At 59.0% G+C, this 25,594-nt stretch carries 26 protein-coding genes and 1 tRNA gene; 24 read left to right on the top strand and 3 right to left on the bottom strand.

What is annotated here, in order from left to right; genetic code table 11:
• The first annotated feature begins 169 nt into the window (after positions 1 to 169).
• From ACJRW5_RS23805 to ACJRW5_RS23760, 10 genes are all read left to right on the top strand, one after another.
• Complete coding sequence (locus ACJRW5_RS23805; protein ID WP_484572959.1) at positions 170 to 481, top strand: hypothetical protein; 312 nt, start codon at positions 170 to 172, stop codon at positions 479 to 481.
• Positions 482 to 877: 396 nt separating this feature from the next.
• The gene (locus tag ACJRW5_RS23800) at positions 878 to 1,651 is read left to right on the top strand and encodes an ABC transporter ATP-binding protein (RefSeq protein ID WP_484572958.1); all 774 of its coding nucleotides are present in this window, start codon (positions 878 to 880) and stop codon (positions 1,649 to 1,651) included.
• A gap of 15 nt (positions 1,652 to 1,666) precedes the next feature.
• Positions 1,667 to 2,419, top strand: coding sequence for an ABC transporter substrate-binding protein (locus ACJRW5_RS23795; RefSeq protein WP_484572957.1), 753 nt, complete (start codon positions 1,667 to 1,669; stop codon positions 2,417 to 2,419).
• 54 nt (positions 2,420 to 2,473) lie between these two features.
• The gene (locus ACJRW5_RS23790; protein ID WP_484572956.1) at positions 2,474 to 3,169 is read left to right on the top strand and encodes an ABC transporter permease; all 696 of its coding nucleotides are present in this window, start codon (positions 2,474 to 2,476) and stop codon (positions 3,167 to 3,169) included.
• Positions 3,166 to 3,855 carry an ABC transporter permease gene (locus tag ACJRW5_RS23785; RefSeq protein WP_484572955.1) on the top strand — a complete coding sequence of 230 codons (690 nt, stop codon included), beginning with the start codon at positions 3,166 to 3,168 and terminating at the stop codon, positions 3,853 to 3,855. The genes ACJRW5_RS23790 and ACJRW5_RS23785 overlap by 4 nt, the downstream gene beginning before the upstream one ends.
• A 49-nt stretch (positions 3,856 to 3,904) precedes the next feature.
• Positions 3,905 to 5,119, top strand: a complete 1,215-nt coding sequence (locus tag ACJRW5_RS23780; protein ID WP_484572954.1) for a methyltransferase — start codon at positions 3,905 to 3,907, stop codon at positions 5,117 to 5,119.
• Between the two features lie 292 nt (positions 5,120 to 5,411).
• Positions 5,412 to 5,487 (top strand) — tRNA-Thr (locus ACJRW5_RS23775).
• 106 nt (positions 5,488 to 5,593) lie between these two features.
• Positions 5,594 to 6,664, top strand: a complete 1,071-nt coding sequence (locus ACJRW5_RS23770; RefSeq protein WP_484572953.1) for a tyrosine-type recombinase/integrase — start codon at positions 5,594 to 5,596, stop codon at positions 6,662 to 6,664.
• Positions 6,665 to 6,821: 157 nt separating this feature from the next.
• Entirely contained in the window at positions 6,822 to 7,067 is a 246-nt protein-coding gene (locus tag ACJRW5_RS23765; protein WP_484572952.1) for a hypothetical protein, read from the top strand.
• Positions 7,057 to 7,668 carry a helix-turn-helix domain-containing protein gene (locus ACJRW5_RS23760; protein WP_484572951.1) on the top strand — a complete coding sequence of 204 codons (612 nt, stop codon included), beginning with the start codon at positions 7,057 to 7,059 and terminating at the stop codon, positions 7,666 to 7,668. The genes ACJRW5_RS23765 and ACJRW5_RS23760 overlap by 11 nt, the downstream gene beginning before the upstream one ends.
• 161 nt (positions 7,669 to 7,829) lie before the next feature.
• Here the strand turns inward: ACJRW5_RS23760 and ACJRW5_RS23755 are convergent, their stop codons facing one another.
• Positions 7,830 to 8,261 carry a hypothetical protein gene (locus ACJRW5_RS23755; RefSeq protein WP_484572950.1) on the bottom strand — a complete coding sequence of 144 codons (432 nt, stop codon included), beginning with the start codon at positions 8,259 to 8,261 and terminating at the stop codon, positions 7,830 to 7,832.
• 966 nt (positions 8,262 to 9,227) lie between these two features.
• Between ACJRW5_RS23755 and ACJRW5_RS23750 the strand changes: the two genes are divergently transcribed.
• From ACJRW5_RS23750 to ACJRW5_RS23720, 7 genes are all read left to right on the top strand, one after another.
• The gene (locus ACJRW5_RS23750) at positions 9,228 to 10,160 is read left to right on the top strand and encodes a phage integrase N-terminal domain-containing protein (RefSeq protein ID WP_484572949.1); all 933 of its coding nucleotides are present in this window, start codon (positions 9,228 to 9,230) and stop codon (positions 10,158 to 10,160) included.
• Between the two features lie 19 nt (positions 10,161 to 10,179).
• Positions 10,180 to 10,314, top strand: coding sequence for a hypothetical protein (locus tag ACJRW5_RS23745; protein ID WP_484572948.1), 135 nt, complete (start codon positions 10,180 to 10,182; stop codon positions 10,312 to 10,314).
• Entirely contained in the window at positions 10,311 to 10,529 is a 219-nt protein-coding gene (locus ACJRW5_RS23740) for a hypothetical protein (RefSeq protein ID WP_484572947.1), read from the top strand. The genes ACJRW5_RS23745 and ACJRW5_RS23740 overlap by 4 nt, the downstream gene beginning before the upstream one ends.
• The gene (locus ACJRW5_RS23735) at positions 10,522 to 12,492 is read left to right on the top strand and encodes a hypothetical protein (protein ID WP_484572946.1); all 1,971 of its coding nucleotides are present in this window, start codon (positions 10,522 to 10,524) and stop codon (positions 12,490 to 12,492) included. The genes ACJRW5_RS23740 and ACJRW5_RS23735 overlap by 8 nt, the downstream gene beginning before the upstream one ends.
• Before the next feature lie 104 nt (positions 12,493 to 12,596).
• Positions 12,597 to 12,968: a hypothetical protein gene (locus tag ACJRW5_RS23730; protein WP_484572945.1), complete on the top strand. Its 372-nt coding sequence runs from the start codon at positions 12,597 to 12,599 to the stop codon at positions 12,966 to 12,968.
• Between the two features lie 253 nt (positions 12,969 to 13,221).
• On the top strand, positions 13,222 to 13,659 hold the full coding sequence (locus tag ACJRW5_RS23725; RefSeq protein WP_484572944.1) for a hypothetical protein: 438 nt from the start codon (positions 13,222 to 13,224) through the stop codon (positions 13,657 to 13,659).
• A 590-nt stretch (positions 13,660 to 14,249) separates the two neighbouring features.
• The gene (locus tag ACJRW5_RS23720) at positions 14,250 to 15,044 is read left to right on the top strand and encodes a hypothetical protein (protein ID WP_484572943.1); all 795 of its coding nucleotides are present in this window, start codon (positions 14,250 to 14,252) and stop codon (positions 15,042 to 15,044) included.
• Positions 15,045 to 15,186: 142 nt separating this feature from the next.
• Here the strand turns inward: ACJRW5_RS23720 and ACJRW5_RS23715 are convergent, their stop codons facing one another.
• Both ACJRW5_RS23715 and ACJRW5_RS23710 read right to left on the bottom strand, forming a co-directional pair.
• Positions 15,187 to 16,374, bottom strand: a complete 1,188-nt coding sequence (locus ACJRW5_RS23715) for an XRE family transcriptional regulator (RefSeq protein ID WP_484572942.1) — start codon at positions 16,372 to 16,374, stop codon at positions 15,187 to 15,189.
• Complete coding sequence (locus ACJRW5_RS23710; protein ID WP_484572941.1) at positions 16,358 to 17,002, bottom strand: hypothetical protein; 645 nt, start codon at positions 17,000 to 17,002, stop codon at positions 16,358 to 16,360. The genes ACJRW5_RS23715 and ACJRW5_RS23710 overlap by 17 nt, the downstream gene beginning before the upstream one ends.
• A 536-nt stretch (positions 17,003 to 17,538) precedes the next feature.
• Between ACJRW5_RS23710 and rfbB the strand changes: the two genes are divergently transcribed.
• From rfbB to dctP, 7 genes are all read left to right on the top strand, one after another.
• Complete coding sequence (rfbB, locus tag ACJRW5_RS23705) at positions 17,539 to 18,600, top strand: dTDP-glucose 4,6-dehydratase (protein ID WP_484572940.1); 1,062 nt, start codon at positions 17,539 to 17,541, stop codon at positions 18,598 to 18,600.
• 9 nt (positions 18,601 to 18,609) lie between these two features.
• Positions 18,610 to 19,482 (top strand): glucose-1-phosphate thymidylyltransferase RfbA, encoded by an 873-nt coding sequence (gene rfbA, locus ACJRW5_RS23700; protein WP_484572939.1) that lies wholly within the window; start codon positions 18,610 to 18,612, stop codon positions 19,480 to 19,482.
• Positions 19,479 to 20,027, top strand: coding sequence for a dTDP-4-dehydrorhamnose 3,5-epimerase (gene rfbC, locus ACJRW5_RS23695; protein ID WP_484572938.1), 549 nt, complete (start codon positions 19,479 to 19,481; stop codon positions 20,025 to 20,027). The genes rfbA and rfbC overlap by 4 nt, the downstream gene beginning before the upstream one ends.
• A complete protein-coding gene (gene rfbD / locus ACJRW5_RS23690; protein WP_484572937.1) occupies positions 20,024 to 20,887 on the top strand; it encodes a dTDP-4-dehydrorhamnose reductase in 864 nt (287 codons plus the stop codon). The genes rfbC and rfbD overlap by 4 nt, the downstream gene beginning before the upstream one ends.
• A gap of 61 nt (positions 20,888 to 20,948) precedes the next feature.
• A complete protein-coding gene (locus ACJRW5_RS23685; RefSeq protein WP_484572936.1) occupies positions 20,949 to 22,763 on the top strand; it encodes a sensor histidine kinase in 1,815 nt (604 codons plus the stop codon).
• Positions 22,760 to 24,145: a sigma-54-dependent transcriptional regulator gene (locus ACJRW5_RS23680; protein WP_484572935.1), complete on the top strand. Its 1,386-nt coding sequence runs from the start codon at positions 22,760 to 22,762 to the stop codon at positions 24,143 to 24,145. The genes ACJRW5_RS23685 and ACJRW5_RS23680 overlap by 4 nt, the downstream gene beginning before the upstream one ends.
• 304 nt (positions 24,146 to 24,449) lie before the next feature.
• Positions 24,450 to 25,442: a C4-dicarboxylate TRAP substrate-binding protein DctP gene (dctP, locus tag ACJRW5_RS23675; protein ID WP_484572934.1), complete on the top strand. Its 993-nt coding sequence runs from the start codon at positions 24,450 to 24,452 to the stop codon at positions 25,440 to 25,442.
• The last annotated feature ends 152 nt before the right edge of the window (positions 25,443 to 25,594 follow it).

Genomic DNA, 25,594 nt, shown 5'->3' with positions numbered 1-25,594 from the left:
CAGAAAATAGGCCTGCCTCCTCATTGGCATCGATGCCAACAGACGCAGCGGCTCAGGTAGGATTGAGACAAAAGAGTCGCTGCATGGAGGGGTAGGGCTCACCCATCGGTGCAATACGACCAAACGACCTCGAAAAGACGAAAATAAGTTTACAAGGGACGCATACCGCATGACCCAGCATCAAAAGGCACGTATGTGCGCAGTAGTTTTTCTGCTCGTGGCGTCAAACGCTGACGCTAAAACCTGGTTCACCGTCGATGATAGTTACCAGTGCAAGAACCTTGGCTCCCCAGCAGACCATGTACGCCGCTTGGCCTCACGAGGCATACACGCTACACCTTCGGATGATTACCGCGACGGGATTGTGGCCGTGAAGTACGAAACCGCCGATGGAACAACCGGCAACTTCTTCTACCCATCCAAAGAACTCTGTGAAGACATGGTTCGTATGATGATGCCGGTCGACTCGAAATATGAGTGACCCACAGCTACTGCGGGATTGTGCGCCGCTAGTCACGAGTACACCCGGCGAGTACACTGCGCACCCTACGACCTCCCCGGAGGGCGCTTATCACGCGGGCTTACAGGTATTCAGCCAGTGTCGGCGGTTCGATTCCGTCCCTGGGCACCACTGATAAATAACAAAGAGCCTCAGCCATGCGCTGGGGCTTTTTGCTTTCTGCCTTCAGCAAATTTCTCGTGCCATTATTTCGCCTGCGCGACAAGCAACTGCAGCCAGGCGACACCCTGACCATAGAGCGAGCCACAGCCCGGCAAACGGCTTGGCGGTCACGGAAACGCTATGCTAGCTTGGCCGCCAGCCAGGACGGCCCGCCGTACGCCGGAGCGCATTCGAAGAAGAAGAGGACCCCACCCCATGGCCGAGGCGACGCCCGCGCTGGAAATCCGCAACCTGCACAAACGCTACGGCGATCTCGAAGTGCTCAAGGGTATTTCCCTGACGGCCAAAGACGGCGACGTCATCTCCATTCTCGGTTCCTCCGGCTCCGGCAAGTCCACCTTCCTGCGCTGCATCAACCTGCTGGAAAACCCGCATCAGGGTCAGATCTTCGTCGCAGGCGAGGAGCTCAAGCTCAAGTCTGCGAAGAACGGCGAACTGGTAGCTGCCGACAACAAGCAGATCAACCGCCTGCGTAGCGAGATCGGCTTCGTCTTCCAGAATTTCAATCTGTGGCCGCATATGAGCGTGCTCGACAACATCATCGAGGCGCCGCGCCGCGTGCTGGGGCAAAGCAAGGCCGAGGCCACCGAAGTAGCCGAAGCACTGCTGGCCAAGGTCGGTATCGCCGACAAACGTCACGTTTACCCCAACCAGCTTTCCGGCGGCCAACAACAGCGCGCAGCCATTGCCCGCACCCTGGCCATGCAGCCGAAGGTAATCCTCTTCGACGAACCCACCTCGGCCCTTGATCCGGAGATGGTACAAGAAGTGCTTAATGTGATTCGCGCGCTTGCCGACGAGGGTCGCACCATGCTGCTGGTTACCCACGAAATGAGTTTCGCCCGTCAGGTGTCCAGCGAAGTGGTATTTCTCCACCAGGGCCTGGTCGAGGAGCAAGGGGCACCCGCACAGGTGTTCGACAACCCGCAATCGGCACGCTGTAAACAATTCATGTCCAGCAATCGATAACACGGAGCAACATGCATGCAGAACTATAAGAAGATCCTGCTGGCCGCGGCCGCCACTCTGGCCTTCGGCACCAGCGCTGTCGCCGCCGACAAACTGAAACTCGGCACCGAAGGCGCCTACCCTCCCTTCAACCTGATCGACGCTAGCGGCCAGGTCACCGGCTTCGACGTGGAAATCGGCCAGGCGCTGTGCGCCAAGATGCAGGCCGAGTGCGAAGTGGTCACCTCCGACTGGGACGGCATCATCCCCGCCCTGAACGCCAAGAAGTTCGACTTCCTGATCGCCTCCATGTCGATCACCGACGAGCGCAAACAGGCGGTCGACTTCACCGAGCCGTACTACACCAACAAGCTGCAGTTCATCGCGCCGAAGTCCGCTGACTTCAAAACCGATGAAGCCAGCCTCAAGGGCAAAGTGATCGGCGCCCAACGCGCTACCATCGCCGGCACCTGGCTGGAAGACAACCTGGGCAAGGTGGTCGACATCAAGCTGTACGACACCCAGGAAAACGCCTACCTCGACCTCGCCTCCGGCCGTCTCGATGGCGTGCTGGCCGATACTTTCGTCAACTGGGAATGGCTCAAGAGCGATGCCGGTAAGGACTTCGAATTCAAGGGCGACCCGGTATTCGACAATGACAAGATCGGCATCGCCGTGCGCAAGGACGACCCGCTGCGCGAGAAGCTGAACACTGCTCTGCAGGCCATCATCGCTGACGGCACCTACAAGCAGATCAACGACAAGTACTTCCCGTTCAGCATCTACTGATGACCTGAAGGCATTGCGCCGCCCACGCGGCGGCGCAGTTGCCCGAGCCCTCCGATGATTTTCGAACTCCACGGATTCGGCCCCGCCCTGGCCGCCGGCACTCTTATGACGATCAAACTGGCGCTGTCTGCGCTGATGGTCGGTCTGGTGCTCGGCCTGCTTGGTGCACTGGCCAAGACTTCGCCATACAAGCCCCTGCAGTGGCTTGGCGGCAGCTACTCCACCCTCGTACGCGGCGTACCCGAGTTGCTCTGGGTGCTGCTGATCTATTTTGGCACCGTCGGCCTGATGCGCAGCCTGGCCGACCTACTGGGCGTCGAGAGCCTCGAGCTTTCCGCCTTCGCCGCAGGCACCATTGCCCTCGGCCTGTGTTTTGGCGCCTACGCCACAGAGGTGTTCCGCGGCGCCATCCTCGCCATCCCCAAAGGCCACCGCGAAGCAGGCCAGGCACTCGGCATGTCCAAGGGCCGCATTCTCTGGAAGCTGATCCTGCCGCAGATGTGGCGCATCGCCCTGCCCGGCTTGGGCAACCTGTTCATGATCCTGATGAAGGACACCGCGCTGGTGTCGGTAATCGGCCTGGAAGAGATCATGCGTCGCTCGCAGATCGCCGTGACCGCCAGCAAAGAGCCTTTCACCTTCTACATGGTCGCGGCCTTCATCTATCTGGGCCTGACCGTTCTCGCCATGATCGGCCTGTATTTCCTCGAGAAGCGCGCCAGCCGCGGCTTCGTCCGGAGCGCCTCATGAACTGGGAAGTCATCATCAAATGGCTGCCGCGCCTGTCGGAAGGCGCACTGCTGACTCTCGAGCTGGTTGCCGTTGCCGTGGTTGCCGGTTTGATCGTCGCACTGCCAATGGGCATCGCTCGCGCCTCCAAGCACTGGTATGTGCGCGCCCTGCCCTATGGCTACATCTTCTTCTTCCGCGGCACACCGCTGCTGGTGCAGCTGTTTCTCGTCTACTACGGCCTGGCGCAGTTCGACGCCGTGCGCCAGGGCCCACTCTGGCCTTACCTGCGCGACCCTTACTGGTGCGCAATTATCACCATGACCCTGCATACTGCGGCCTATATCGCCGAAATCCTGCGCGGCGCCATTCAGGCCGTACCACAAGGCGAAGTGGAGGCAGCTCGCGCACTGGGCATGTCGCGAGCGCAGGCGATGCTCTACATCATCCTGCCGCGCGCCGCGCGCATCGGCCTGCCGGCCTACAGCAACGAAGTGATCCTGATGCTCAAGGCCAGCGCCCTGGCCAGTACCGTTACCTTGCTGGAGCTGACCGGCATGGCGCGCACCATCATCGCCCGCACCTATCTGCCGGTGGAGATCTTCTTCGCGGCCGGCTTGTTCTATCTGGCCATCGCCTTCGTTCTGGTCCGTGCATTCCGCCTTCTGGAGCGCTGGCTGCGCGTCGACGCCTGCCAGGGTCGCTGAGCCAACCGGGCCGTCCTCCGCGGGCGGCCCCTCACCCGTCACACGCACCATGTCAGAGCCCTTCCTCACCTCCGGCGATCTACTCGACCGCTTCCAGGCCCTGGACAGCTTCCTGCTGGAGCATCAGAGCCTGTGGCGGCCACGGCCGTTTCACCACCTGCAACTGCCCTGGGAGAGCCAGCTTCCTGAGCTTGCCAACTGGCTGCGCGGCCGCTCGTTGGAACAGGCGGAAGCCAGTGACAGCAGCCCCTACCAGCTCGAGGCGCCCGCCCCCTTCACCGAACTGGCGCGCCAGGCACGCGAGCTGAGCACCCTGGGCGAACTGCCGAACGTGACCGGCATGCAGCGCTCGCATGCATTCAGCGTCGATGTACCCGGGCGCAAGATGGCGCAGATCCAGGCCTTCGCCAGCCATCTGTCGTTCCGCCAGCGCCCGCGCCACTGGCTCGACTGGTGTTCGGGTAAGGGCCATCTCGGTCGCTGGCTGACTTGGGAAGATCAACGGCTGACGTGCCTGGAATACGACCCGGCACTGGTAGAGACCGGCAACTTGCTCAGCCGCCGCCAGGGCTTGCAGGCAGCGCATCTGCACCAGGATGTACTCCACAACGACGCCGCCATGCGACTCGATGCCGGGCAGACGCCTATCGCCCTGCACGCCTGTGGCGACCTCCATGTACGCCTGCTGCACCTCGCCAACCAGAAGGGCTGCACACAGCTTGCAGTCGCGCCCTGCTGCTACAACCGCACTGCCGCCTCGCACTACCAGGCGATGTCGCAGACTACGCAAACATCGGCGCTGCAGCTATCACGTGACGACCTCGGCCTGCCGCTCAGCGAGACTGTGACGGCCGGAGCCCGCGTACGTCGCCAGCGCAACCAGTCGATGGCCTGGCGCCTGGCCTTCGACCTGCTGCAACGCCAGCTCAGGGGCGCTGACGAATACCTGCCAACCCCCTCGCTGCCCAGTGAGTGGTTCAGCAAGCCGTTCGCCAGCTTCTGCCATGACCTGGCCGCGCTGCGTGAAGTGCCAGCCCCTGGCGAGCAGGACTGGCAGGCACTGGAGGCCCGCGGCTGGCAGCGCCTGGCCGAAGTGCGCAATCTCGAACTGCTACGCAACCTGTTCCGCCGCCCCCTGGAGCTCTGGCTACTGCTGGATCGGGCTCTGTATCTGCACGAACAGGGCTACTCCGTGAAACTGGGCAGCTTTTGCGACTACCAGCTGACGCCACGTAACCTGCTACTGCTAGCCGAGCGCTCCTGAGTTGCTCACAAAAGCTGTGGATAACTCTGTTGATCTTTTTTGGGCAAACTCCCCCAGCACCCGAGCCAGTTGCCCTGCGGATATCTGGTTATTTTTCAACCACGAAAATAATGCTCAACAAAACAATAACTTGCAGAAAACCGTGACAGATCGCACAACCGCGGTGCATGCTTCTCGCAAGCGCCTTCTCTTTGTGCATAAGCCCATCGCTGCTGATAGCCGACCTCGAAAACATAAGGCTCACAGGCGGCTTTACTCATGCCGACGAATGGATATAATGGCGCCCCACTTAGCCGGTATAGCTCAGCTGGTAGAGCAACTGACTTGTAATCAGTAGGTCCCGGGTTCGACTCCTGGTGCCGGCACCATCTACATCAAGCCTTTGCGGGCTTCGGAATTTCCTAACCCCGCAATCAGATGTTCCCGAGGTACAGTTTCGGTACAGTCCCGTACCGAGCCCACCTCGGAGAACATATGGCGACTCTCGTAAAAACTCCCTCCGGCACCTGGAAAGCAGTCATACGTAAGACTGGCTGGCCAACCTGCTCTAAGTCATTCCGGACCAAGCGTGATGCCGAAGACTGGGCACGCCGCACCGAAGACGAGATGGTGCGCGGCGTCTATATCGAACGCAGCAGCTCGGAGCGCATGACGCTTGAGAAAGCTCTCAACCGCTACCTCGCGGAAGTCTCTCCAACCAAAGCCCCCAAGACTGCTAAATCTGAAGCCAGTAGCGCAAAGGTACTGATACCTCGCCTGGGCAAATACTCGCTGGCGGCCCTGTCCGCGGACATCCTGGCCGACTATCGAGACTCCCGGCTAGCTGAGCGTAGCCGGCGCAAAACCCTTGTCAGCCCCAATACGGTCCGGCTTGAACTAGCACTTCTGAGCCACCTCTTCACGGTTGCGATCCAGGAATGGCGAATTGGGCTTCCATCAAACCCTGTTCTCAATATCCGTAAGCCAAGTCCAGGCCAAGGCCGCGATCGCCGCCTCTCTGCTGTCGAGGAGCGCCGGCTAGTAGCTGCGGTAAACGCACACAGCAATCCTATGCTTGGCTGGATCGTGCGCATCGCCATCGAAACGGGTATGCGCTCGTCAGAGATCACCGGCTTACACTGCCAACAGGTCGACCTGAAAAAGCGTGTAGTGCGCCTTGCGGATACAAAAAACGACAGCGCCCGAACCGTCCCCCTCTCGAAGGTTGCTACCGAGACTTTCAGAGCGGCTCTGGACTACGCCGTTCGCCCCAAGGACTGCAGCCTCGTGTTCTTTGGCGAGCCAGGAAAGGACCGGAAACGCCGCCCCTATGCCTTCACCAAAACCTGGGGACTGCTGAAGAAGGACCTCGGCATGCCCGACCTACGTTTCCACGACCTGCGGCATGAAGCGGTCAGCAGGCTGGTCGAGGGAGGCCTATCCGATCAGCAAGTCTCGGCCATCAGTGGCCATAAATCGATGCAGATGCTCAGGCGCTATACACACCTCAGAGCAGAGGACCTGGTCGAGCGACTTGACCAAATTGAGGGGCGCAGCGGGGCTTAAAGGGGCTTACCAACCTTCAGAAAGATTCTGCATGCAGAATCTTTCTGAATCGGGACGTAGTTTCATGAACCGGGTTTTGTCGGGGCTAAAAGCACCGATTTTGGGGTAGTCGCTTCCCACTATTCGTTGCATCCAGACAGAAAAGCGGATGCACACCATGAGTATTGAAACAACGCACCTTGAACAGCAGCTGATCGAACGCTACGGCCTCCTGCTATCGCGGAAACAGCTAGCAGAGCTGCTGCATCGCACTGAGAAAGCTCTTGATCACACCCTCTATCACCCAGCTGGCTGCCAATTGGCCGCTGCGCTCAACGCCGTTAAGGTCAAATTCGGTCGCAGTATCTATTTCCCCGCTGCAGATGTTGCAGCCCTGCTGAGCGGTGGCCGAAATGAGCGCTGATGGGCACCTGAAAGCGGATCTATTGTGGAGCCAGGTCTTCCGCAGCTTCGTTACAAGTGGAGCACTAGCAAGCCTGCAGGGCTCAGCAGTGAAGGTGTATATCGCACTGAAATCACGCGCCAACTTGGACACTGGAGAGGCAAAAATTCAGCATGAGCAGCTCGCTCGAGAGACTGGCCTTTCGGTAGCAACGGTCAAACGGGGCTTACGCGAGTTGGCTAATGCCGGTTATCTATGCAGTGAAGAGCGCCCAGGGCAATGCAGCCGCTATCTGCTTTTCGAGCAGATCCCCCTCTCCCGAGGAGGCCAGCAGATCGGCACCGCCCGTTTTCTCTATACGGGCTCGTCGGCCCAGATTCGACGCGAACAGTTAAAGCGGCTCATCGACCATGGAAAGGTCGACGGCACAGCAGAGATCCATAGCAGCATTAGGATTGAGCTCACCGTCAATAACATCACGATCAACAACATTGTCGACTACAGCGATGTGAGCTATCCATCGGCCCGCAGCAGGGCTGTCATTGAGTCGCATCTGCGCCGAACCGGCAACCTCTCAGAACCTATCCACAGCCAGCTCACTGATGACCTAGCCCATCAGTGAGCCAGGTCATCGATGAGCCACTTTACCCACAAGGCGGGTCATCCACGAGCTGGGAGGTGGGTCACTGGTGACCTGACATAAATAGAACATAGAGATTAATAGATAGAGGCAGCATCACTTCGCTCTGAGGGTGAGGCCGGTCGACGACCGGCCGACCCTGCTTAGGCTGCGAAGACGAACGTGTTATCAAGTGGATGCCAAATAGCCCCGCCTTGGTTCGCTGCTTCAACAGCTTCGCAGAAAGAGCTGTCGAGAAGCCCACCATTACCGCGGGTAGATTTATTACCGAGGGTGACAATCATTCGGCAACCAAAGCCGCGGAGTGCAGAAACTGCATCCGCTACGTACTGTGGAATTTCGTTGCCAGCGACCTCAATCCACAGCGAGTCACCTCCAGCGGACAGCCTGGTAACACCTTCGATCGCATCTGCGAGAAGCTTTTCCGGGGACCCGCTGCCTGGCTGACCAGGGCATTCAATTTTGTTCAGCATCACTTGGCGCCCATCATCCCCGACGACGCCGATTGCGAAGCATTTGATGCCAGCAGCAGTCGCGGCATTCAGCGCAGCAGTATCACGTGAGTCCCAGCCCATTTGTTCACCTCATTGATTAATGGCTAATAGCCTAACTGCGCATCCCGTTCGGATGCTAGAGCGGGCAGGTACTCTCACTGATGCTGTGCGTCACTACCTTCGGGTAGTGACGCACAGCGTAGGGCCGCGTAGAGCGGCCCCAAACGGCTCGCACAGCGAGCCGAAAAAGGCGCCTTGGGAGACAGAAGAGCCCGGATTTTCGCGGGCTCCGCGCACCGTGAATTTGCGGCACGATTTTGAGTTGCGCGACCTCACCGTTCACGTATTGTGCAGTGACAGCGTAGTGACGAATCCTGATTCGCCAGCACTACGATCAATTAATCGTCGATAGCTATTCCTGTCGCGGTTACTGGTCGCTGGCGAACGGGGCGATGTGAGCAGGCATTCCTGTACGCATCGTCAGCCCGCTCTGCTTACGTAGCTAATGCGCGTATTCAGAGCGGCAAAAGCGAGTCGATTTGGCAACCGACCCGTTCGCTATACCGCCCTCCGATAGACGCTCGCTCAGCGTCTGTCGGGGTTTTCACAATGAGCAAAAGGTCCAGCTCCGGACCTCAAAAACTGAGTCGTGCCCCGCGTTAACGGCTTGTGGTTGAGATGGGACTCACCACGGACCAGGGACCGCTCAGTTTGAGCCCCCACCCCCGGCGCTGCGTGGCGTCCGGGTATCCCTTCCGATCCCCGAGATCGGATTGAGTTTGTCGATCCACGCTCGACGAGATGGCATGCCTCGCATGCCCGCAGACAACGACGGTGCAGCTCATCAAGTGATTTGAGCGCCTGTCGTCGCAATCACCGCCCGCTGCCGGGTTGGTCGTTGCGAGCCACGTTTGGCCGTCTGTGTGAAACGCCGTTCCGCTCCTGAGTGAAAGCTCAGCTCCCGCCGCAATGCGACCGGGACAGGAACAAACACTTACCTCGAGATTGGCGTTTCGAAACTCGTTCATCAGCAAGTGGATCACGATCATGGACAAGCTCGGCTGGGATTTCGTCCAGCAACAGAAACATAACCGGGACGGCTCGTATGCAACGCAAGCCGCTCGTTCAGCGACTCTGAGCCTCAGTGCTCGCCAGTTGCGCGAACTGGGCTACCGGAACCTACGCGCCACCACGCTCGGCCAACGCCACCTGCGCGCCTTGGTTCAACATTGGCAAACCTCTGGCGTATCCCCTGCGACTATCAAAAATCGCATGGCCCATCTGCGTTGGTCATGCGAGAAGTCCGGCCGCGCTGGCGTCGCCAAAATCAGCAACGACGACCTGGGTATCGCTCGCCGCTCATACGTCGCTAAAGAAAGCCGTGCCCGAGACCTGCCGAAGGCAAACCTCGAAGCGATCAACGATCCGCACGTTCGATTCAGCCTACGCCTGCAAGCCGAGTTCGGCCTGCGTCGAGAGGAATCGATCAAATTCATCGCTGCGGTTGCCGACAAGGGTGGCCACCTTGAGCTCAAAGGCAGTTGGACAAAAGGTGGAAAGGCTCGCGAGATCCCGATCCGCACGCGAGCTCAGGAAGAGCTACTCGCCGAGGTACATGCATTCACGCGCATGGGGAGCCTCATCCCGACTGAGCTCAGCTACAAGCAACAGCTCAAACGCTATGAACACCAAATAGCAGCTGCAGGCCTTTCCAAGATGCACGGGCTACGGCACCTCTACGCCCAACGGCGCTATCTCGAGTTGACCGGCAAGCAAGCACCTGCCGTAAGAGCATCAGTCACTGGCCAACTCCTGGCAGGAGCCGAGTCGGGCTGGCTCGGAAAAGTCGCTATCCCCAGCGCGGAAGCAGCAATGACTCCGCCGCTGACCGACCGTGAAGCTCGGCTACTTATCTCGCATGAGCTCGGCCACGAGCGGATCGCCATTACCAGCACTTACCTCGGCTCGCCCGACACCTGACCTTCCTGGGAGCAATGCCATGAGCATCCGCAGTTTGCTGAATATGTTGAACCGTCTCGATAGCAGCAGCGCGCCGAGAAAACGCAAGAAACCCAAGAAACAGCGCCGGCCTGAGGAAAGGACACAGGAAGCCAACCAGGAGCATCAAGCATGAAGATCTATGGTCACGATTACCCGCCGCTCCGCCTGGTTCTGATCGCCGCCAGCTATCTCGTAGGCACATCGATAGCCATCATCGGGCCTTCGCTGTTCCCATGGCTGTCGCCCTTCTCTCATACCCCGGGTCTAGTGCTGAGTTTCCTCCTCTTCTATCGGCTCACTCCAGCAACCGATGCAACGCAAACGGCGAAGGAGGAGAGTAATGGATAGCAAATCGTTAGCTGGTCTATCGTGGCTATTCGGTCTGTTTGATGGAGCACTCGACTTCCTCATCCTGTCTACAGCGCCGTTCTTGGCGATGATTGGTGTAGAGATGAGTGGATGGCTAACCGCTATTGGCTACACAGCCTTGATGTACATCATGATTCGCCTCCCGTTCGACGGGCCGTGGCGGGCACTGTTCACTGGTGCTTTTATCTTCCTAGCGATTACCTACGGCCTACAGCCGACCACGCTCACACTGAGCAACGGCTCTAGGGTGCAAACAACGCACGCGCAGCGCATTAGCTACAACCTGATCATGGTTCTCAACCAGACGCTCAATAGCGCCATTAGTAAAACCATGGCAATGGGGAGTGTTGACGGTCAGTTCATACCAACAGCTGCCTTGATCGACTACAGCGTTCAACGCACCGCTGCCCAGTACGCCAATAGCGATCTAGGCCGGTTGATCCGCGACTACAACGCACAGTGCTCCCCTGATCCATCAACCGTTTATGCAACCCCAACGGAAGGCGAAGAGGCGCAGGCCTACCACGCGATCGGACTCCTTGGCGGTGCGGGACTGGGCATCCCTGACGATCAAGTCAGCAGGTTGGCACAAATCAAAATTCTCGGCAGCGGGGCCGCTGATATAGCAGCAGCACTCAGCCCATGGTCCAACAATAGGGGTGGGGTGGACACGATCAATAGTGTTCGGGATGCAGAAGCCGTAAGAACACGACGCGCAGCGGGGCTGGCGGCGCTAGAAAGAGAAGATAAGTTGTTTTTGGAGTCTGATTATCGGCCATACACCCTACCCACCAAAGAACATTGGGCCGCATTAGCCTCTGGTCAGTCCGGAGCCAAGCTCAGCTATCTCAGCTTGTCAGAAGCACCAGAGGACATTCGTGAGAAATTGATTGCCCGTACTGCCGCTTGGAATCCCGAGGAGGGAAAGGAGGCGACGCTCGGTTACAGCCCCAGAACATGCGTCGAGGCTTACAAGGTTGCGCAATTTGCAGCTGAGCAGGCATACCGCGCCTTCACCGAGATCGGTAACAAAAGCGCCTCCACTGGACAAGATACAAGTACAGAAGCGAGCTCAATCGCAGCAGGTCGCTCCTGGATGAAGATCCAGCAAGCCGTTTTCGCTGGGGGCCCAGAAAAGCAGCCTGGTCATTGGAATACGCTCTTTGCAGGCACCGTCGCCAGTTGGCAGATGCTCAAGTCCTATTTGGACTGGCTAGAGCTTAAGACTCTTTTGCCCGCCTATATTGCTGTCCAGGCCGGTTTCTTCTGGCTGGTGTTCCTTACTGGCCCCATTGCCCTAGCCATATCTCCAATAATGGGTGTGGAAAGCCTTGCTCAGTGGATTGGAAGGCTTTTTTTCCCTGTGCTATGCGTCACCTTCGCTCATCTCCTTGCGGTTTGCGCGTCCGTATTAATGAGTTCAGTAGCATTGGCACAAGCAGCACTTTCAGCCGGATGGCAAGGCGGCGGCGCCGACTTCGACTTACTGTATGGCAGCCTACAGATGCTCTTCGGCGTGCTTCTAGCCGCCAGCACCTGGCTTGCAGCCTCAATGACTCGCGTATCCATTGGTGCGCTGGCTAAAGCCGCAAGAGGCTCCGTGGTTTCTGGACCACAGGCACTCAGCGCGTCCCTCAACTTACTCGCTAGATCTCTGTCCACAATCGGACTTGGGGTCGACGCGAACAAAGCTAAGCGTGTTCGACCGGGCAACAACACTGGGGGCGGCGGAGGTGGCGGAAGCCGAACAGAAGAACAGCACACTGGCCGATCTATCACTGCACGAGATACCTACTCATCGGCAAATAACCGCTGGAAATCTAGCCCTGAGCTATCTCGCCCGCCCCAGCTGAACCAACCTGCCAGTAATAGTGATCGATTCGCTGCTGGACGCACACCTCGCAGCCAGAAGAGTCGCCCCTCAAAGGAAGAGCCGAAATGACTACGGCAAAGGAACTCAGCGCTCCAGGTCGGAAATCGACATGGGCTTCTGGCACACATCGCAGCGAAGTAAACAGGCAGCTCGAACACCTACTGGAGCCCACCATGTTCAGCTTCCCTGCCTGGCTAACCGCCGACTACGCATTACATTTGGATACCCCAATCGACGTCCGCTACATCTTGGATCAAGCGGCCTCGCACAGAGGCCTGTGCTGGCTGCTCAGGGGCGATCCTCATCATCAGCGACCACAGCTGAGTGCGATTGCCTATGACCAGGTCGAGACTGGATGCACTCCCATAGAAATCCGCCCAATCAGCTCACCGGATCTAGACGGTACGAACTGGTTCCTGATCGTCAGCGAGCTAAATAGACGAGCTGGGATCGATGCTCGCCAGGAAGAGATCCACGAGGAACACTACGAGCAGGTACTCAGCATGCTGCCCCCCATCACCGTACCGTATTGGGGGAAAGCCTGATGAATGCCTCGGTGGTCCGACGCAGCTGGTTCTCATCGCTGCTGCTCTCAATTCCGGCAGCTAAGGCAGTTTCGTGGTTAACAGCACTCCCAGCACACAGCATCTACCTAGCCCTCATGTTGATGGCCACAGCCACTGCAATAGCTGCTCTTCACAAGCACAGGCATGCCAACCAAAAGCAGCAGTTCAACAGTATTTTTCTGGGCATCTCGGCGGCCCTTTTACTGTCCGCATTCGTGCCAGGAGGAAATTGATGAATCTCGGAAAAGCACAGAATCCCTTGCGCCTTGTAGCGCTGCTAACCGGCGATGCAGCAGTTAGGGCTGCCATGTTGGCGGCGCTTGGCGAGAGCGCCGAAACGGCAATGGAAGCACTGGCTAGCTCGGTTTGGGAGACAACTCTGGGTACGGGCTTGCAAGGCCTGGAGATAAACCTGATGGTCTGCGGCCCTCTGCTGCCTGCTGACATTCCGGAGCGGTATCGCCTTCGTGCTATCGCCCTAATGACAGATGAGCCGCTGACTCGCGCAACTCTGCTGCAGATCCTGGGCGAAGCTGAATCGCAGGCCCGGCTGGAGCTAGTAGAAAGCTGCTGGTCGCATGCCATTGCGGATGCTGCCTTCGAACGCGAGCGCCTAGCCAGAGAGCTCGGAATAGAACTAGCCAGCGAACTACCAATAAGAGCATTTTGATCAATCAAAAGACAAAAATTGACGATCTGTGCGCTGCGAGTATACTGGGCCACAGCAGCGCAACAGAGTATGTAGAGGCTCTGCTGCTAGTGAGGGGGAGGAGAACCTGCGGGGCTCCTCCCTCCGCTTTTTCAGAACCGTGGTAAAGGTGTCTCATGCCAATACAAGAGGCCAATCTGCGTCAGTACGCAGCTTTCGGTATTGTCGAGCGCACCTTGATCCAGAAGGTTGCTGACGGCTGGACGCTCCAAGTCCAGCTCAGAAGCGAGCTACACACCCTCCAGAGACAGCGAGGCGGAAACCGCGTCTTCAGAAGCCTCGACAAACTCGCCACCCTTGTCGGCGAAATCGGGCTTAGTTGCTTCGAAGTACGACTCTAGAGCCGAGAGCAGCCTCTCCTTGAGTAGAAGCTGGCCTGCGCCAGTTTTTTGGTGTCAAAATGCCATCTACCACTTTTCATGGCCCTCTTCCAGGAGCGCCATGTTGGCTTCTGCCACGCAAAAAGCGCATCTACGGTAACCAAGCATTCAGCCGAAGCCCCGCCAGGCTTCACTCAATCTGCTCAATCTCTTACTGAAAGGACTTAGTCTGTGAATAAAGCCATCAAATTTAGTGCTGCAATCCTCGCTGCAGGAAACCTGGCAGGATGCGGCGATGAAGACTTCAGCGGCGCCTACAGAACCGACGGGGCTTATGGCAAGCAGATTGTTCTCAACGTCTCTGGGGATGACGCCAAAATTTTCCTTGTAAGCAGCTCTACTGCGGAAATCAGTGGAGTCGTTGATTTTGAGGTTGATTACAAGAATGGGAAATTGCTGCTGGACGCTAGCAAAGAGGACATCCGGCTAACGTTCAAACGAGGCGCAGATGAACGCGGGCTGGACTGTTTGAACTGCAATGACGGTGGATTGCGGCTGCCTGCTAAATGGGCCCTACTTAAACCTGAGCCTTATGACGTGGACTTAATGCTAAAAGAGCAGGAAGAAAAGCGTCAGGCCGCCATCAAGGAAGAAGAAACGCGTCGAGCAGAGGCCGCAAAACTAGCGAAATTCGATGGCGATTGGGTAGCCAAGCGCCACTTCAAGGATGACTCGCTTCTGATTATGACCATCTCTCCTAAGAAAGGGGTCAGGCATTGGGCGTTCAACTACAGCAATGCAGTTAAACAAATTGAAATCGACAGAAAGTTCGAAGTTGATAACGATGAGCTTGTATTCCCATCTAGCGACTCTGAAATGAGATACACGCTTAATGAGGACGGCAGCAAGCTAACCTGCACAAATTGCACCTCAGAAAACTACTGGCTAAAAGCCGATCCAGTCAAGGTCAATGACTTAAGCTATACGCGAAACCTAGCCGGAAACCCTCAAGCAATCAGAAACTAACCAAATTAATCGCCCTTAGCCGACATCATGCTAAGGGCGATTTATTCTTTCTAATCACACGAGTATAAACTGCAGTCCCCAAAGCCAACTTACGTATTATCTAACGCAATCTTGGTTATGACTCAGCCCCGGGAATAAACCACTAATTTTTACTAGGAAATGAAACGACGTTATCAGTTTGACCATTAAGTCTAGGCTGGCTAGTAACTCCAGAAATCTCTAAGACCTCTGCAGCAGGTCTTGTAAGTACTCCCCAAGGCAACCCCAGGAGCCCTTCAAGATCTCGACCAGACAACCCCATGAAAGCAGGGAGAGCTTCCCGCCTTACAATGCCTGCCTCATGAAGCAAATCTACTGTTCTGCGCAAGAGCCTTGGCTCCTCTGGGGCGCGCTCATCATCCAAAGGCTCCTGCTTGTTGCCCCACTTAGCCGACCTCAGCTTGATAAGCCTCAGGTAGTCGCTTTCATTCAGTAAATTAAGCGCAACAAGCCGCATAATCATCGCTGCAACTGACACCCCCCAGCGAACCTTTAGCATCAGCAGCCCTTGCAAGGTTACCGGCACAGCCACCTCTGCGACGAAACTCCTTGCAGGAAGCAAGAAAGCACCGGCAAATCTATGTGCTTGCTGCTCAATTAATTTGTGCGTTGCAGAATCATTTGGTGCCTCAATGTAGCTATGCAGCACCAAGTGGCCTAACTCATGTGCAGCATCAAAACGCCCCCTAAAGCCATTGCCCTTATCTGCGCACAAAAAAACCAACGGCCTTCCGCTAGAAGTCCAAGTAGAAAGCCCTTCAATACGTGCAGTACCAGTTTCTTCGCGGGCGACGATTACACCAGCGTTCTCCAAAAGCAAAACAGCATCGGATATTGGGCCATCTTTTAACCCCCAGGCCCTTCGGCACTCTTCTGCAGCATTTTCTATATCTGCATCGGAGATCTCACTAGCCTTTTTAAAGGGCATTCGGGGGACGTTGACCGCTGGATAGTCAACATAACTCTCGAGCTGAGCTGCCACCTCAGCTAACCATTCAACGCGTGCGCACAAAAGCGCACGATCCGCCTTCATCTGAGCAATACTTCCTCGGTAGTAGGGCCTTGCAGGTCCTGCCACAGACTGACGAGTCAACCACTCCGGACTGACGCGAAGCTCTTCAGCAAGCCGAAAGAGCAAATCCCCACTGGGGACCTGAGCAGAATTGCGCCAACGACTAATCGTGGTCGAAGTAACACCAACACGCGCTGCCAGCTCCACAGCTGACAGTCCGCGTGCGGCCAAGGCCTGCTCTAAACGAGATGGCTGAAAGGTACTAATTGTTCGGTTCATCGGATTTCGCTGGATTGATCTGAATCCCGGGTTTAAGGGTTGGAACTGCCGTGTCAGGCACATCTACCGTACGCTCATAGCGCTGCAGAAAGACATCAATGGGCTCCCGGAAGAGCGGGCTCTTCAGATCCATTTCGTCATTTGTGACGACAACATAAATGGTCACCTGGCCATCATCGCCCCCTCCCACTGTGACCAACAGCATCGTGATCTCAGCGATGGTGGGGTCTTGCTCCTGCAAAAAATCTGGCTGAAGCAACCGAGTCGCTGGAGCATTGCGCGAACAGAGCTTTCTCTTACCTACACTCCGCGTGGAGTTATCCCAAGGACCCTTTTTGTTTAAATGAACACGAGCCACCGTGGCAATTCCCACAGCGCCAAACATGACTCTGTTGGCACGAACGGCTTCATGAGGGATGCCGACCGCATCAAAGGATGCGGCCAAAGCCTCATTGAGGTTGAAGTGACGCATCAGGCCAGCTACTGAGCTACGGTGTCCTTCATGCGCCGCTCGGGCGGAAGCTGTAGCCCGCTCCAACGCCCCTGGGAAACTCTCCCAGACATGGAGCAGAAACTCCTTAGGGAGGTTAGACGACAAGATTTCACCAATCTTTTCTGAACCACTCACCGCCCACCTCCGAGCTCAAGATTACATGAGCAAGAAATATGGCATGAAAAGTTGTCGCCAGCAAGGTCACCCTCACTCACAAGGGGCCTAGGGATGCCGCCCTGAGCAGCTGTCTCAGAGGGCAAGGCGCTCCACAGACATTTCGCTCAAGCCTTTGAGGTCTCAACCAGCCCGCCCACAAAGGTACAGTGGAGGTACAGTGCCTCTAGGGAGTAACCGGAAAAAAATAGATCGAACCCCAGTATATTCAAGGGGTTAGTGTGTTGTAACCGGGATTTATAGGGGCTAGACTGGTCGGGCCTCGGTGCATTAGGCTACGACTTGTAATCAGTAGGTCCCGAGTTCGACTCTTGGTGCCGGCACCATTTAGTATCAAAGGCCTGCAGAGATGCAGGCCTTTTTTGTTGCCCGCCATCCCTGGCGGCAACCCTGCGGGCCGTCGCGGAGCGAGGTCAAAAATGGCTCCCGCAATTTTTGTTTGCGGTTCCGGCCCAAATGCGTTGCAGGACGCAACCGCATGAGCACGAGGTAGATGTATGCGCATCCTGATCACCGGCGGTGCCGGCTTCATTGGCTCGGCTCTGGTTCGCCACCTGATCCAGCACACCGACCATGAGGTACTCAACCTCGACAAGCTGACCTACGCCGGCAACCTGGAATCACTGCAAGCAGTCGAAACCAGCCCTCGTTATCAATTCGTCCACGCAGACATCGCCGATACCGAACAGGTCGCCGCGACGCTGACCGAGTTCCAGCCGGATGCTGTCATGCACTTGGCAGCGGAGTCGCATGTCGACCGCTCCATCGACGGTCCGGCAGCCTTTATCCAGACCAATATCGTCGGCACCTACAGCTTGCTGGAAAGTGTTCGCACCTATTGGCTGGGGCTGGATGCCGAACGCAAGGCAGCCTTTCGCTTCCACCATATTTCGACCGATGAGGTTTATGGGGATCTGCACGGGGCCGACGACCTGTTCACAGAAACGACGCCTTATGCGCCCAGTTCGCCCTACTCGGCGAGCAAGGCCGCTTCCGACCACCTGGTACGCGCCTGGCTGCGCACCTATGGTCTGCCGGCGCTGATCACCAATTGCTCGAACAACTACGGCCCGTACCACTTCCCCGAGAAGCTCATCCCGCTGATGATCCTCAACGCCCTGGCCGGCAAGCCACTGCCGGTCTACGGCAATGGCCAGCAGGTGCGTGACTGGCTCTATGTGGAGGATCACGCTCGCGCGCTGCTCAAGGTGGTCTGCGAGGGCAAGGTCGGCGAGACCTACAACATTGGCGGACACAACGAGCAGAAGAATCTCGACGTGGTGCATGCCATCTGCGCCCTGCTGGAAGAGCTGGCACCGCAGAAGCCCGCAGGCATCTCGCGTTATGAAGAGCTGATCACTTATGTACAGGATCGCCCAGGTCATGACCTGCGCTATGCCATCGACGCCAGCAAGATCGAGCGCGAGTTGGGCTGGGTACCAGAGGAAACCTTCGAGAGCGGCTTGCGCAAGACGGTGCAGTGGTACCTGGATAATCTCGACTGGTGCCGCCGCGTGCAGGATGGCAGCTATCAGGGCCAACGACTCGGCGCACTTTAAGGAGCTTCAATGAAAGGCATCATCCTCGCCGGCGGCTCCGGCACTCGCCTTCATCCCATTACTCTTGGCGTATCCAAACAGCTGCTGCCGATCTACGACAAGCCGATGATCTACTACCCGCTGTCGGTGCTGATGCTCGCCGGCATCCGCGAGATCCTGATCATCTCCACTCCCGAAGACCTGCCGAACTTCAGCAAAATGCTCGGCGACGGCAGCCAATTCGGCATCACCTTGCAGTATGCGGAGCAACCCTCGCCCGACGGCCTGGCTCAGGCCTTTCTGATCGGCGAGTCGTTCATCGGCAGCGACTCGGTGTGCCTGATCCTCGGCGACAACATCTTCCACGGCCAACACTTCACCGAAATGCTGCTGCGCGCCGCCAGCCACGACAGCGGCGCCACCGTGTTTGGCTACTGGGTCAGCGACCCCGAACGCTTCGGGGTGGTCGAGTTCGACGCAGCAGGTAACGCGCTGTCGATCGAGGAGAAGCCGGCCAAGCCCAAGTCCAGTTTCGCCGTGACCGGTCTGTACTTCTATGACAACGACGTGGTGCAGATCGCCAAGGCGGTCAAGCCCTCGGCACGTGGCGAGCTGGAAATCACCGATGTCAACAACGCCTACCTGGCCCGCGGCGACCTGCGCGTGGAGCGCTTCGGCCGCGGCTTCGCCTGGCTCGACACCGGTACTCACGACAGCCTGATCGACGCTTCGCAGTACGTACAGACGGTGGAGAAACGCCAGGGTCTGAAAGTCGCCTGCCTTGAGGAAATTTCTTATCAGCAGGGCTGGATCGACCGTGACAAGCTACTGACGTGCGCCAAGGCACTGGGTAAGACCGGCTATGGTCAGTACCTGTACAAACTGGCGGAGGAAGTGCAATGAAGGTCATCACCACCGCATTGCCTGAAGTACTGATTCTCGAGCCTCAGGTATTCGGGGACGAACGCGGTTTCTTCTATGAAAGCTTCAACGCGCAGCGCTTTGCCGAAGCCACCGGAGTGACCCGCGACTTCGTCCAGGACAACCATTCGCGCTCGGCGCGCGGCGTGCTGCGCGGCCTGCACTATCAACTGCAGCAGGCCCAGGGCAAGCTGGTGTGGGTCAGCGCCGGCGAGGTCTTCGACGTGGCCGTCGACGTACGGCGCAGTTCGCCCAACTTCGGCAAATGGGTCGGCGTACACCTATCGGCCGAAAACAAACGCCAGATGTGGGTTCCAGAGGGCTTCGCCCACGGTTTTCTGGTCCTCAGCGACTACGCCGAGTTCCTCTACAAGACCACCGATTACTACGCCCCTGCCCATGAGCGCTGCATCAGTTGGGACGATGCCGGGCTGGCCATCGACTGGCCGCTCGACGGCCTGACCCCGCAGCTGTCCATCAAGGATCAGCAGGGCCTGAGCCTGAACGAGGCCGAGACCTTCGCATGAAGATTTTGATCACAGGCCATACCGGCCAGGTTGCCCATGCCCTGCAACGCGAGCTGCGTCAACATGAGCTGCTCAGCCTGGGGCGCGAACAGTTCGATCTGGCGCGTCCGCATAGCCTGACCGAGGTCATCCTGCGTGAACGGCCGCAGTTGGTGATCAACGCCGCGGCCTACACTGCCGTCGACCAGGCCGAGCAGGAGCGCGAGCTGGCCTTCACCATCAATGCCGAGGCGCCGGGGGCGATGGCCGATGCCTGCTTCGAGCTGGACATCCCGCTGATTCACTACTCCACCGACTACATCTTCGACGGCAGCAAGGCTACGCCCTATCGTGAGGCCGATACACCGCGCCCGCTGGGCGTCTACGGTGCCAGCAAGGCCGCTGGCGAGCAGGCACTGCGCATCAGCGGCTGCGATCATCTGATCCTGCGCACCAGTTGGGTCTACTCGCAGCATGGGCGCAACTTCCTGCTGACCATGCAACGTCTGCTGCAGGAGCGTGAGGAGCTGAGAGTGGTCGACGACCAGATTGGTGCGCCGACCTGGGCCGGCAGTATCGCCGGCGCCACTGCCGAGCTCATCGACAAATGGCAGCAAGGCCGCTATCACTGGGGCACCTACCACCTGACCTGCCAGGGTGAAACCAGCTGGTTTGGCTTCGCCACTGCCATTGCCGAACGTCTGCGCGCGGCCGGAAAGCCCTGCGCCCGCCTGCGCCCCATCCCCAGCAGCGAATACCCGACGCCGGCGCAGCGCCCGCTCAATTCGCGTCTGGACGGCGAGCGCCTGGAGCAGGCCTGGCAGGTGCGCCTGCCGGACTGGCAACAGGCACTGGACGCCTGCCTGGCACAGAAAGACTGAGCAACGGCCGCAGGGCTCGTGGCAATGGCATAATGCGCCGATCATCGGTGCACGGTTTTCCATGAGCGCGACCACTGCCACTCCTCGACGCCTACGCTGGCGCAGCCTGCTGCTGCTGGCCCTGTTGCTTGCGCCGCTGTTATGGCCTGTGCACTTTCTGGCCGAAAGCTACTACCGCAAAGTACTGATCGAGCAGAACCGTCAGACCCTCGACCTGTACGTCGCCAACCTGCTCGGCACCCTACGCCGTTATGAGGTTCTGCCGCAGATTCTTGGCGATCTGCCAGGTCTGCGCGCCGCCCTGCATGCCCCGCAGGAGCCTGCAGCACTGGACAGCGCCAACCGCCTGCTGGCACGCGTCAAGGCGCAGACCGGCGCGGATGTGATCTACCTGATGAATCCCAGAGGCGTCACCCTGGCTGCCTCCAACTGGGACAAACCGGACAGCTTCGTCGCTGGCAACTTCGCCTTCCGCCCTTATTTCCGTGAAGCGCTGGCAGGGCGTCTGGGCCGCTTCTTCGGCCTCGGTACCACGTCCGGCAAACGCGGTTACTACTTCGCCTACCCGGTGCGCGAAGACGAGCAGAACATCGGCGCCCTGGTGGTCAAGGTCGACCTCGACCACACCGAAACCCTCTGGGGTAACACGCCGGAACAACTTTTGGTTACCGATACCAACGGCGTGGTGATCCTCACCTCGCGCCCGGACTGGCGCTTTCACGCCAGTCGCCCGCTGGATCGGGCCGAACAAGCCGCCATCGCGGCCAATCAGCCTTACCCGACCCAGGCACCACCCACGCTCGATCTCGACAGCAACGCCTGGTTGACGCAAAGCCGCGCCCTCGAGGAAACCGGCTGGACGGTGAGCATTCTCGCCCCGCGCATCCTGCTCGACCGACCGGTACGCAGCGCGGTCGCCGTAGGCGCCGCCGCCCTGCTGGCCCTGCTGTTGCTGCTTGGCCTGTTGATGCTGCGCCGCCGTCATTACCTGGAACGTATTGCCTTCGACGCTCAGGCCAAGGCCGAGCTGGAACAGCGAGTCACCGAGCGCACCCTGGACCTGGAACTGCTCAACAGCCGCCTCAAGCAGGAAGTACTGGAACGCGAGCAGGCCCAGCAGGAACTGGTTCGCGCCCAGGATGAACTGGTACAGGCCGGCAAGCTGTCCGCCCTCGGCACCATGAGCGCCAGCATCAGCCACGAATTGAACCAGCCACTGGGGGCGATCCGCAGCTATGCCGAAAATGCCAGCACCCTGCTCGACCATCAGCGCAGCGACGACGCTCGCGCCAACCTCAAGCTGATCAGCGAGCTGACCGAGCGCATGGCGTCGATCATCGCTCACCTGCGTGCCTTCGCCCGGCGCGACCGCCACGCCCCCGAGCGCGTGGCCCTGCAGCCGGCGCTGGACGATGCCCTGTCGCTGCTGGCCAAACGCCGCCGCAGCATGGATGTCGAGCTGATACGCGACTTGCCGGACGCCACCCTATGGGTTCAGGCGGGAGAAACGCGGCTGCGCCAGGTGCTCGGTAACCTGCTGGGCAATGCCCTCGACGCCCTGATCGATAAGGCACCGCCACGGCGGATCTGGATCAGCGTCGAGCATCAGGCCGAGCACCTCCACCTGCTGCTGCGTGACAATGGTCCCGGCTTCTCGCCCGAATCACTGGCGCGCGCGCGCGAGCCCTTCTTCACCACCAAGACCAGCGCCCAGGGCCTGGGGCTGGGCCTGGCCATCTGCGATAGTCTGGTGCGTGCGCTGGACGGCGAGCTGCTGCTGGCCAATCATCCGGCCGGCGGCGCGCTGATCACCCTGCGTCTGCGCCTGGCCAGCCCCGGCGTCAACCTGCAACCTTCAGAGGACCCATCGCCATGACCAGCGACAGCGCCATCGACAGCCGCACCCAGGTATTGCTGATCGACGACGACGCTCACCTGCGTCAGGCACTCAGCCAAACGCTCGACCTGGCCGGCTTCAAGGTACTCAGCCTGGGTAGCGCTCAGGGGCTGGCGGCACGCATTCCCGCCGGCTGGCCAGGGGTCGTGGTCAGCGACATCCGCATGCCAGGCATCGATGGCCTGCAGCTGCTGCAGCAGTTGCATGAACGCGATGCTGAACTGCCGGTGCTGTTGATCACCGGTCACGGCGACGTACCGCTGGCCGTACAGGCAATGCGCGCCGGCGCCTATGATTTCCTGGAGAAGCCGTTCGCCAATGACGCCCTGCTCGACAGCGTGCGCCGCGCGCTCGAGCTGCGACGCCTGGTGCTGGACAATCGCAGCCTGCGCATGGCGCTGACCGATCGCCAACAGCTGGCCAGTCGCCTGGTTGGCCAATCGGCGGCCATGCACCGTCTGCGCGAACAGATCGGCGCACTCGCCGGCATCGCTACCGACGTGCTGATCCTCGGCGAGACTGGCGCGGGCAAGGAAGTGGTGGCGCGTGCCCTGCACGACCTGTCCAACCGTCGAAACGGCCCGTTCGTTGCCATCAACGCCGGCGCCTTGGCCGAGTCGGTGGTCGAAAGCGAGTTGTTCGGCCATGAAGCCGGCGCCTTTACCGGCGCGCAAAAACGCCGTATCGGCAAGTTCGAGTTCGCCAATGGCGGCACCCTGTTCCTTGATGAAATCGAGAGCATGAGCCTGGATGTGCAGGTCAAACTGCTGCGTCTGTTGCAGGAACGCGTGGTCGAACGTCTCGGTGGTAATCAACTGATCCCACTGGATATTCGGGTCATCGCCGCCACCAAGGAAGACCTGCGCCAGGCTGCCGACGCAGGTCGTTTCCGTGCCGACCTTTACTACCGTCTCAACGTCGCACCATTGTCGATCCCACCATTGCGCGAGCGCGGCGAAGATGCACTGCTGCTGTTCCAACACTTCGCCGATGGCGCCGCCGCACGTCATGCCCTGCCGTCGCGTGAGCTGCAGCCAGGACAACGCGCACTGCTGCTCAGACACCCCTGGCCAGGTAACGTGCGCGAACTGCAGAACGCCGCCGAGCGTTTCGCGCTCGGCCTGGAACTGGCGCTGGACAGCAATGCGCCGAACCTACCGCCGGTGAATGGTGGCCTCAGTGAACAGGTGGAAGCCTTCGAGCGCGCACTCATCGCCGGCGAGCTGAGCCGCCCGCACGGCTCGTTGCGCAGCCTGGCCGAAGCACTGGGCGTGCCCCGCAAGACCTTGCACGACAAACTGCGTAAGCACGGTCTTAATTTCTCCGGAACTGGCGGAAGCTCGCCAGAGGATTTCGACTGACTGGCGGCAAACCGCCAAATCCGCTCGTGACTGGCGCGCGCATGCCTACTCGCAAGGATGCGCTGCAATCGGCAAAACGCCATCAAAGCCCACTGCCACGGGCTTTTGCACGATTGTCATGCGCATGCCACAGAGGCCTGGCACAAGGGTTGCTCTAGACTTGCCCCAAGCGAACCAACAAGTACAAGTCCAGGCCTCGCTAACGCCGCGGCGTTTTTCTCCAAGCCGCCTAGACTTGCTCTTGTCCGTTCGTCAGCAGCGCCCCGGCGCAAATGCGATAAACACAACAAGAGGAAGCATCCGCATGTTCAAACTGACTGCCAAGGCGCTGGCTTGCGCCCTGTCCCTGTCCATCGCCGGCGTCGTCCACGCGGCCGACCCGATCGTCATCAAATTCTCCCACGTCGTCGCCGAGCACACCCCGAAAGGTCAGGGTGCCATGCTGTTCAAGCAACTGGCTGAAGAGCGCCTGGGCGACAAGGTCAAGGTCGAGGTTTACCCGAACTCCTCGCTGTTCGGCGACGGCAAGGAAATGGAAGCGCTGCTGCTCGGTGACGTGCAGATCATCGCCCCGTCTCTGGCCAAGTTCGAGCATTACACCAAGCAGCTGCAGGTATTCGACCTGCCGTTCCTGTTCGACGACATGGCTGCGGTCGATCGCTTCCAGAAAGGCCCTGAAGGCCAGAAACTGCTGACCTCCATGACCGACAAGGGCATCACCGGTCTGGCCTACTGGCACAACGGCCTCAAGCAGCTGTCGGCCAACAAGGCCCTGCTGGAGCCGAAGGACGCCCGTGGTCTGAAGTTCCGCGTACAGGCTTCCGCCGTGCTGGAAGAGCAGTTCAAGGCTGTGCGCGCCAACCCGCGCAAGATGAGCTTCGCCGAGGTCTACCAGGGCCTGCAGACTGGCGTGGTCAACGGTGCCGAGAACCCTTACTCGAACATCTACAGCCAGAAGATGCACGAAGTACAGAAGTACATCACCGAGTCCAACCATGGTCTGCTGGACTACATGCTGATCACCAACACCAAGTTCTGGGATGGTCTGCCGGCCGACGTGCGTAGCGAGCTGGACAAGATCATCGCCGAGGTGACCGTCGAGGTGAACAAGCAGGCTGACGCCCTCAACCAGGGCGACAAGCAACGCATCCTGGACGCTGGTTCCACCGAGATCCTCACCCTGACGCCTGAGCAACGTGGCCAATGGCGCGATGCCATGCAGCCGGTGTGGAAGAAGTTCGAAGGCGAAATCGGTGCCGACCTGATCAAGGCCGCCCAAGCCGCCAACCAGCAGTAAGGCCGGAGAGCCGTAGGGTGGGCAGTATCGCCAGATACTGACCCACCTCGGCGTCATGTACGCCGACATGCTGCACATGGTGGGTCGGCCACGACCGCCCCACCCTACGCCCTTTCCATTCGGGAGACCCGACCATGAACGCCTTGCGGCGG

This window comes from Pseudomonas pichavaramensis (genome assembly GCF_050473265.1).
Lineage (GTDB): Bacteria > Pseudomonadota > Gammaproteobacteria > Pseudomonadales > Pseudomonadaceae > Aquipseudomonas.
The sequence above is the reverse complement of the archived record's forward strand: the minus strand, read 5'-3'. Positions and strand labels throughout refer to the sequence as shown.

Coding starts and splice junctions, on each gene's coding strand:
- ACJRW5_RS23805 (WP_484572959.1), top strand. CDS start 170: ATGACCCAGCATCAAAAGGCACGTATGTGCGCAGTAGTTTTTCTGCTC.
- ACJRW5_RS23800 (WP_484572958.1), top strand. CDS start 878: ATGGCCGAGGCGACGCCCGCGCTGGAAATCCGCAACCTGCACAAACGC.
- ACJRW5_RS23795 (WP_484572957.1), top strand. CDS start 1,667: ATGCAGAACTATAAGAAGATCCTGCTGGCCGCGGCCGCCACTCTGGCC.
- ACJRW5_RS23790 (WP_484572956.1), top strand. CDS start 2,474: ATGATTTTCGAACTCCACGGATTCGGCCCCGCCCTGGCCGCCGGCACT.
- ACJRW5_RS23785 (WP_484572955.1), top strand. CDS start 3,166: ATGAACTGGGAAGTCATCATCAAATGGCTGCCGCGCCTGTCGGAAGGC.
- ACJRW5_RS23780 (WP_484572954.1), top strand. CDS start 3,905: ATGTCAGAGCCCTTCCTCACCTCCGGCGATCTACTCGACCGCTTCCAG.
- ACJRW5_RS23770 (WP_484572953.1), top strand. CDS start 5,594: ATGGCGACTCTCGTAAAAACTCCCTCCGGCACCTGGAAAGCAGTCATA.
- ACJRW5_RS23765 (WP_484572952.1), top strand. CDS start 6,822: ATGAGTATTGAAACAACGCACCTTGAACAGCAGCTGATCGAACGCTAC.
- ACJRW5_RS23760 (WP_484572951.1), top strand. CDS start 7,057: ATGAGCGCTGATGGGCACCTGAAAGCGGATCTATTGTGGAGCCAGGTC.
- ACJRW5_RS23755 (WP_484572950.1), bottom strand. CDS start 8,261: ATGGGCTGGGACTCACGTGATACTGCTGCGCTGAATGCCGCGACTGCT.
- ACJRW5_RS23750 (WP_484572949.1), top strand. CDS start 9,228: ATGGACAAGCTCGGCTGGGATTTCGTCCAGCAACAGAAACATAACCGG.
- ACJRW5_RS23745 (WP_484572948.1), top strand. CDS start 10,180: ATGAGCATCCGCAGTTTGCTGAATATGTTGAACCGTCTCGATAGCAGC.
- ACJRW5_RS23740 (WP_484572947.1), top strand. CDS start 10,311: ATGAAGATCTATGGTCACGATTACCCGCCGCTCCGCCTGGTTCTGATC.
- ACJRW5_RS23735 (WP_484572946.1), top strand. CDS start 10,522: ATGGATAGCAAATCGTTAGCTGGTCTATCGTGGCTATTCGGTCTGTTT.
- ACJRW5_RS23730 (WP_484572945.1), top strand. CDS start 12,597: ATGTTCAGCTTCCCTGCCTGGCTAACCGCCGACTACGCATTACATTTG.
- ACJRW5_RS23725 (WP_484572944.1), top strand. CDS start 13,222: ATGAATCTCGGAAAAGCACAGAATCCCTTGCGCCTTGTAGCGCTGCTA.
- ACJRW5_RS23715 (WP_484572942.1), bottom strand. CDS start 16,374: ATGAACCGAACAATTAGTACCTTTCAGCCATCTCGTTTAGAGCAGGCC.
- rfbB (WP_484572940.1), top strand. CDS start 17,539: ATGCGCATCCTGATCACCGGCGGTGCCGGCTTCATTGGCTCGGCTCTG.
- rfbA (WP_484572939.1), top strand. CDS start 18,610: ATGAAAGGCATCATCCTCGCCGGCGGCTCCGGCACTCGCCTTCATCCC.
- rfbC (WP_484572938.1), top strand. CDS start 19,479: ATGAAGGTCATCACCACCGCATTGCCTGAAGTACTGATTCTCGAGCCT.
- rfbD (WP_484572937.1), top strand. CDS start 20,024: ATGAAGATTTTGATCACAGGCCATACCGGCCAGGTTGCCCATGCCCTG.
- ACJRW5_RS23685 (WP_484572936.1), top strand. CDS start 20,949: ATGAGCGCGACCACTGCCACTCCTCGACGCCTACGCTGGCGCAGCCTG.
- ACJRW5_RS23680 (WP_484572935.1), top strand. CDS start 22,760: ATGACCAGCGACAGCGCCATCGACAGCCGCACCCAGGTATTGCTGATC.
- dctP (WP_484572934.1), top strand. CDS start 24,450: ATGTTCAAACTGACTGCCAAGGCGCTGGCTTGCGCCCTGTCCCTGTCC.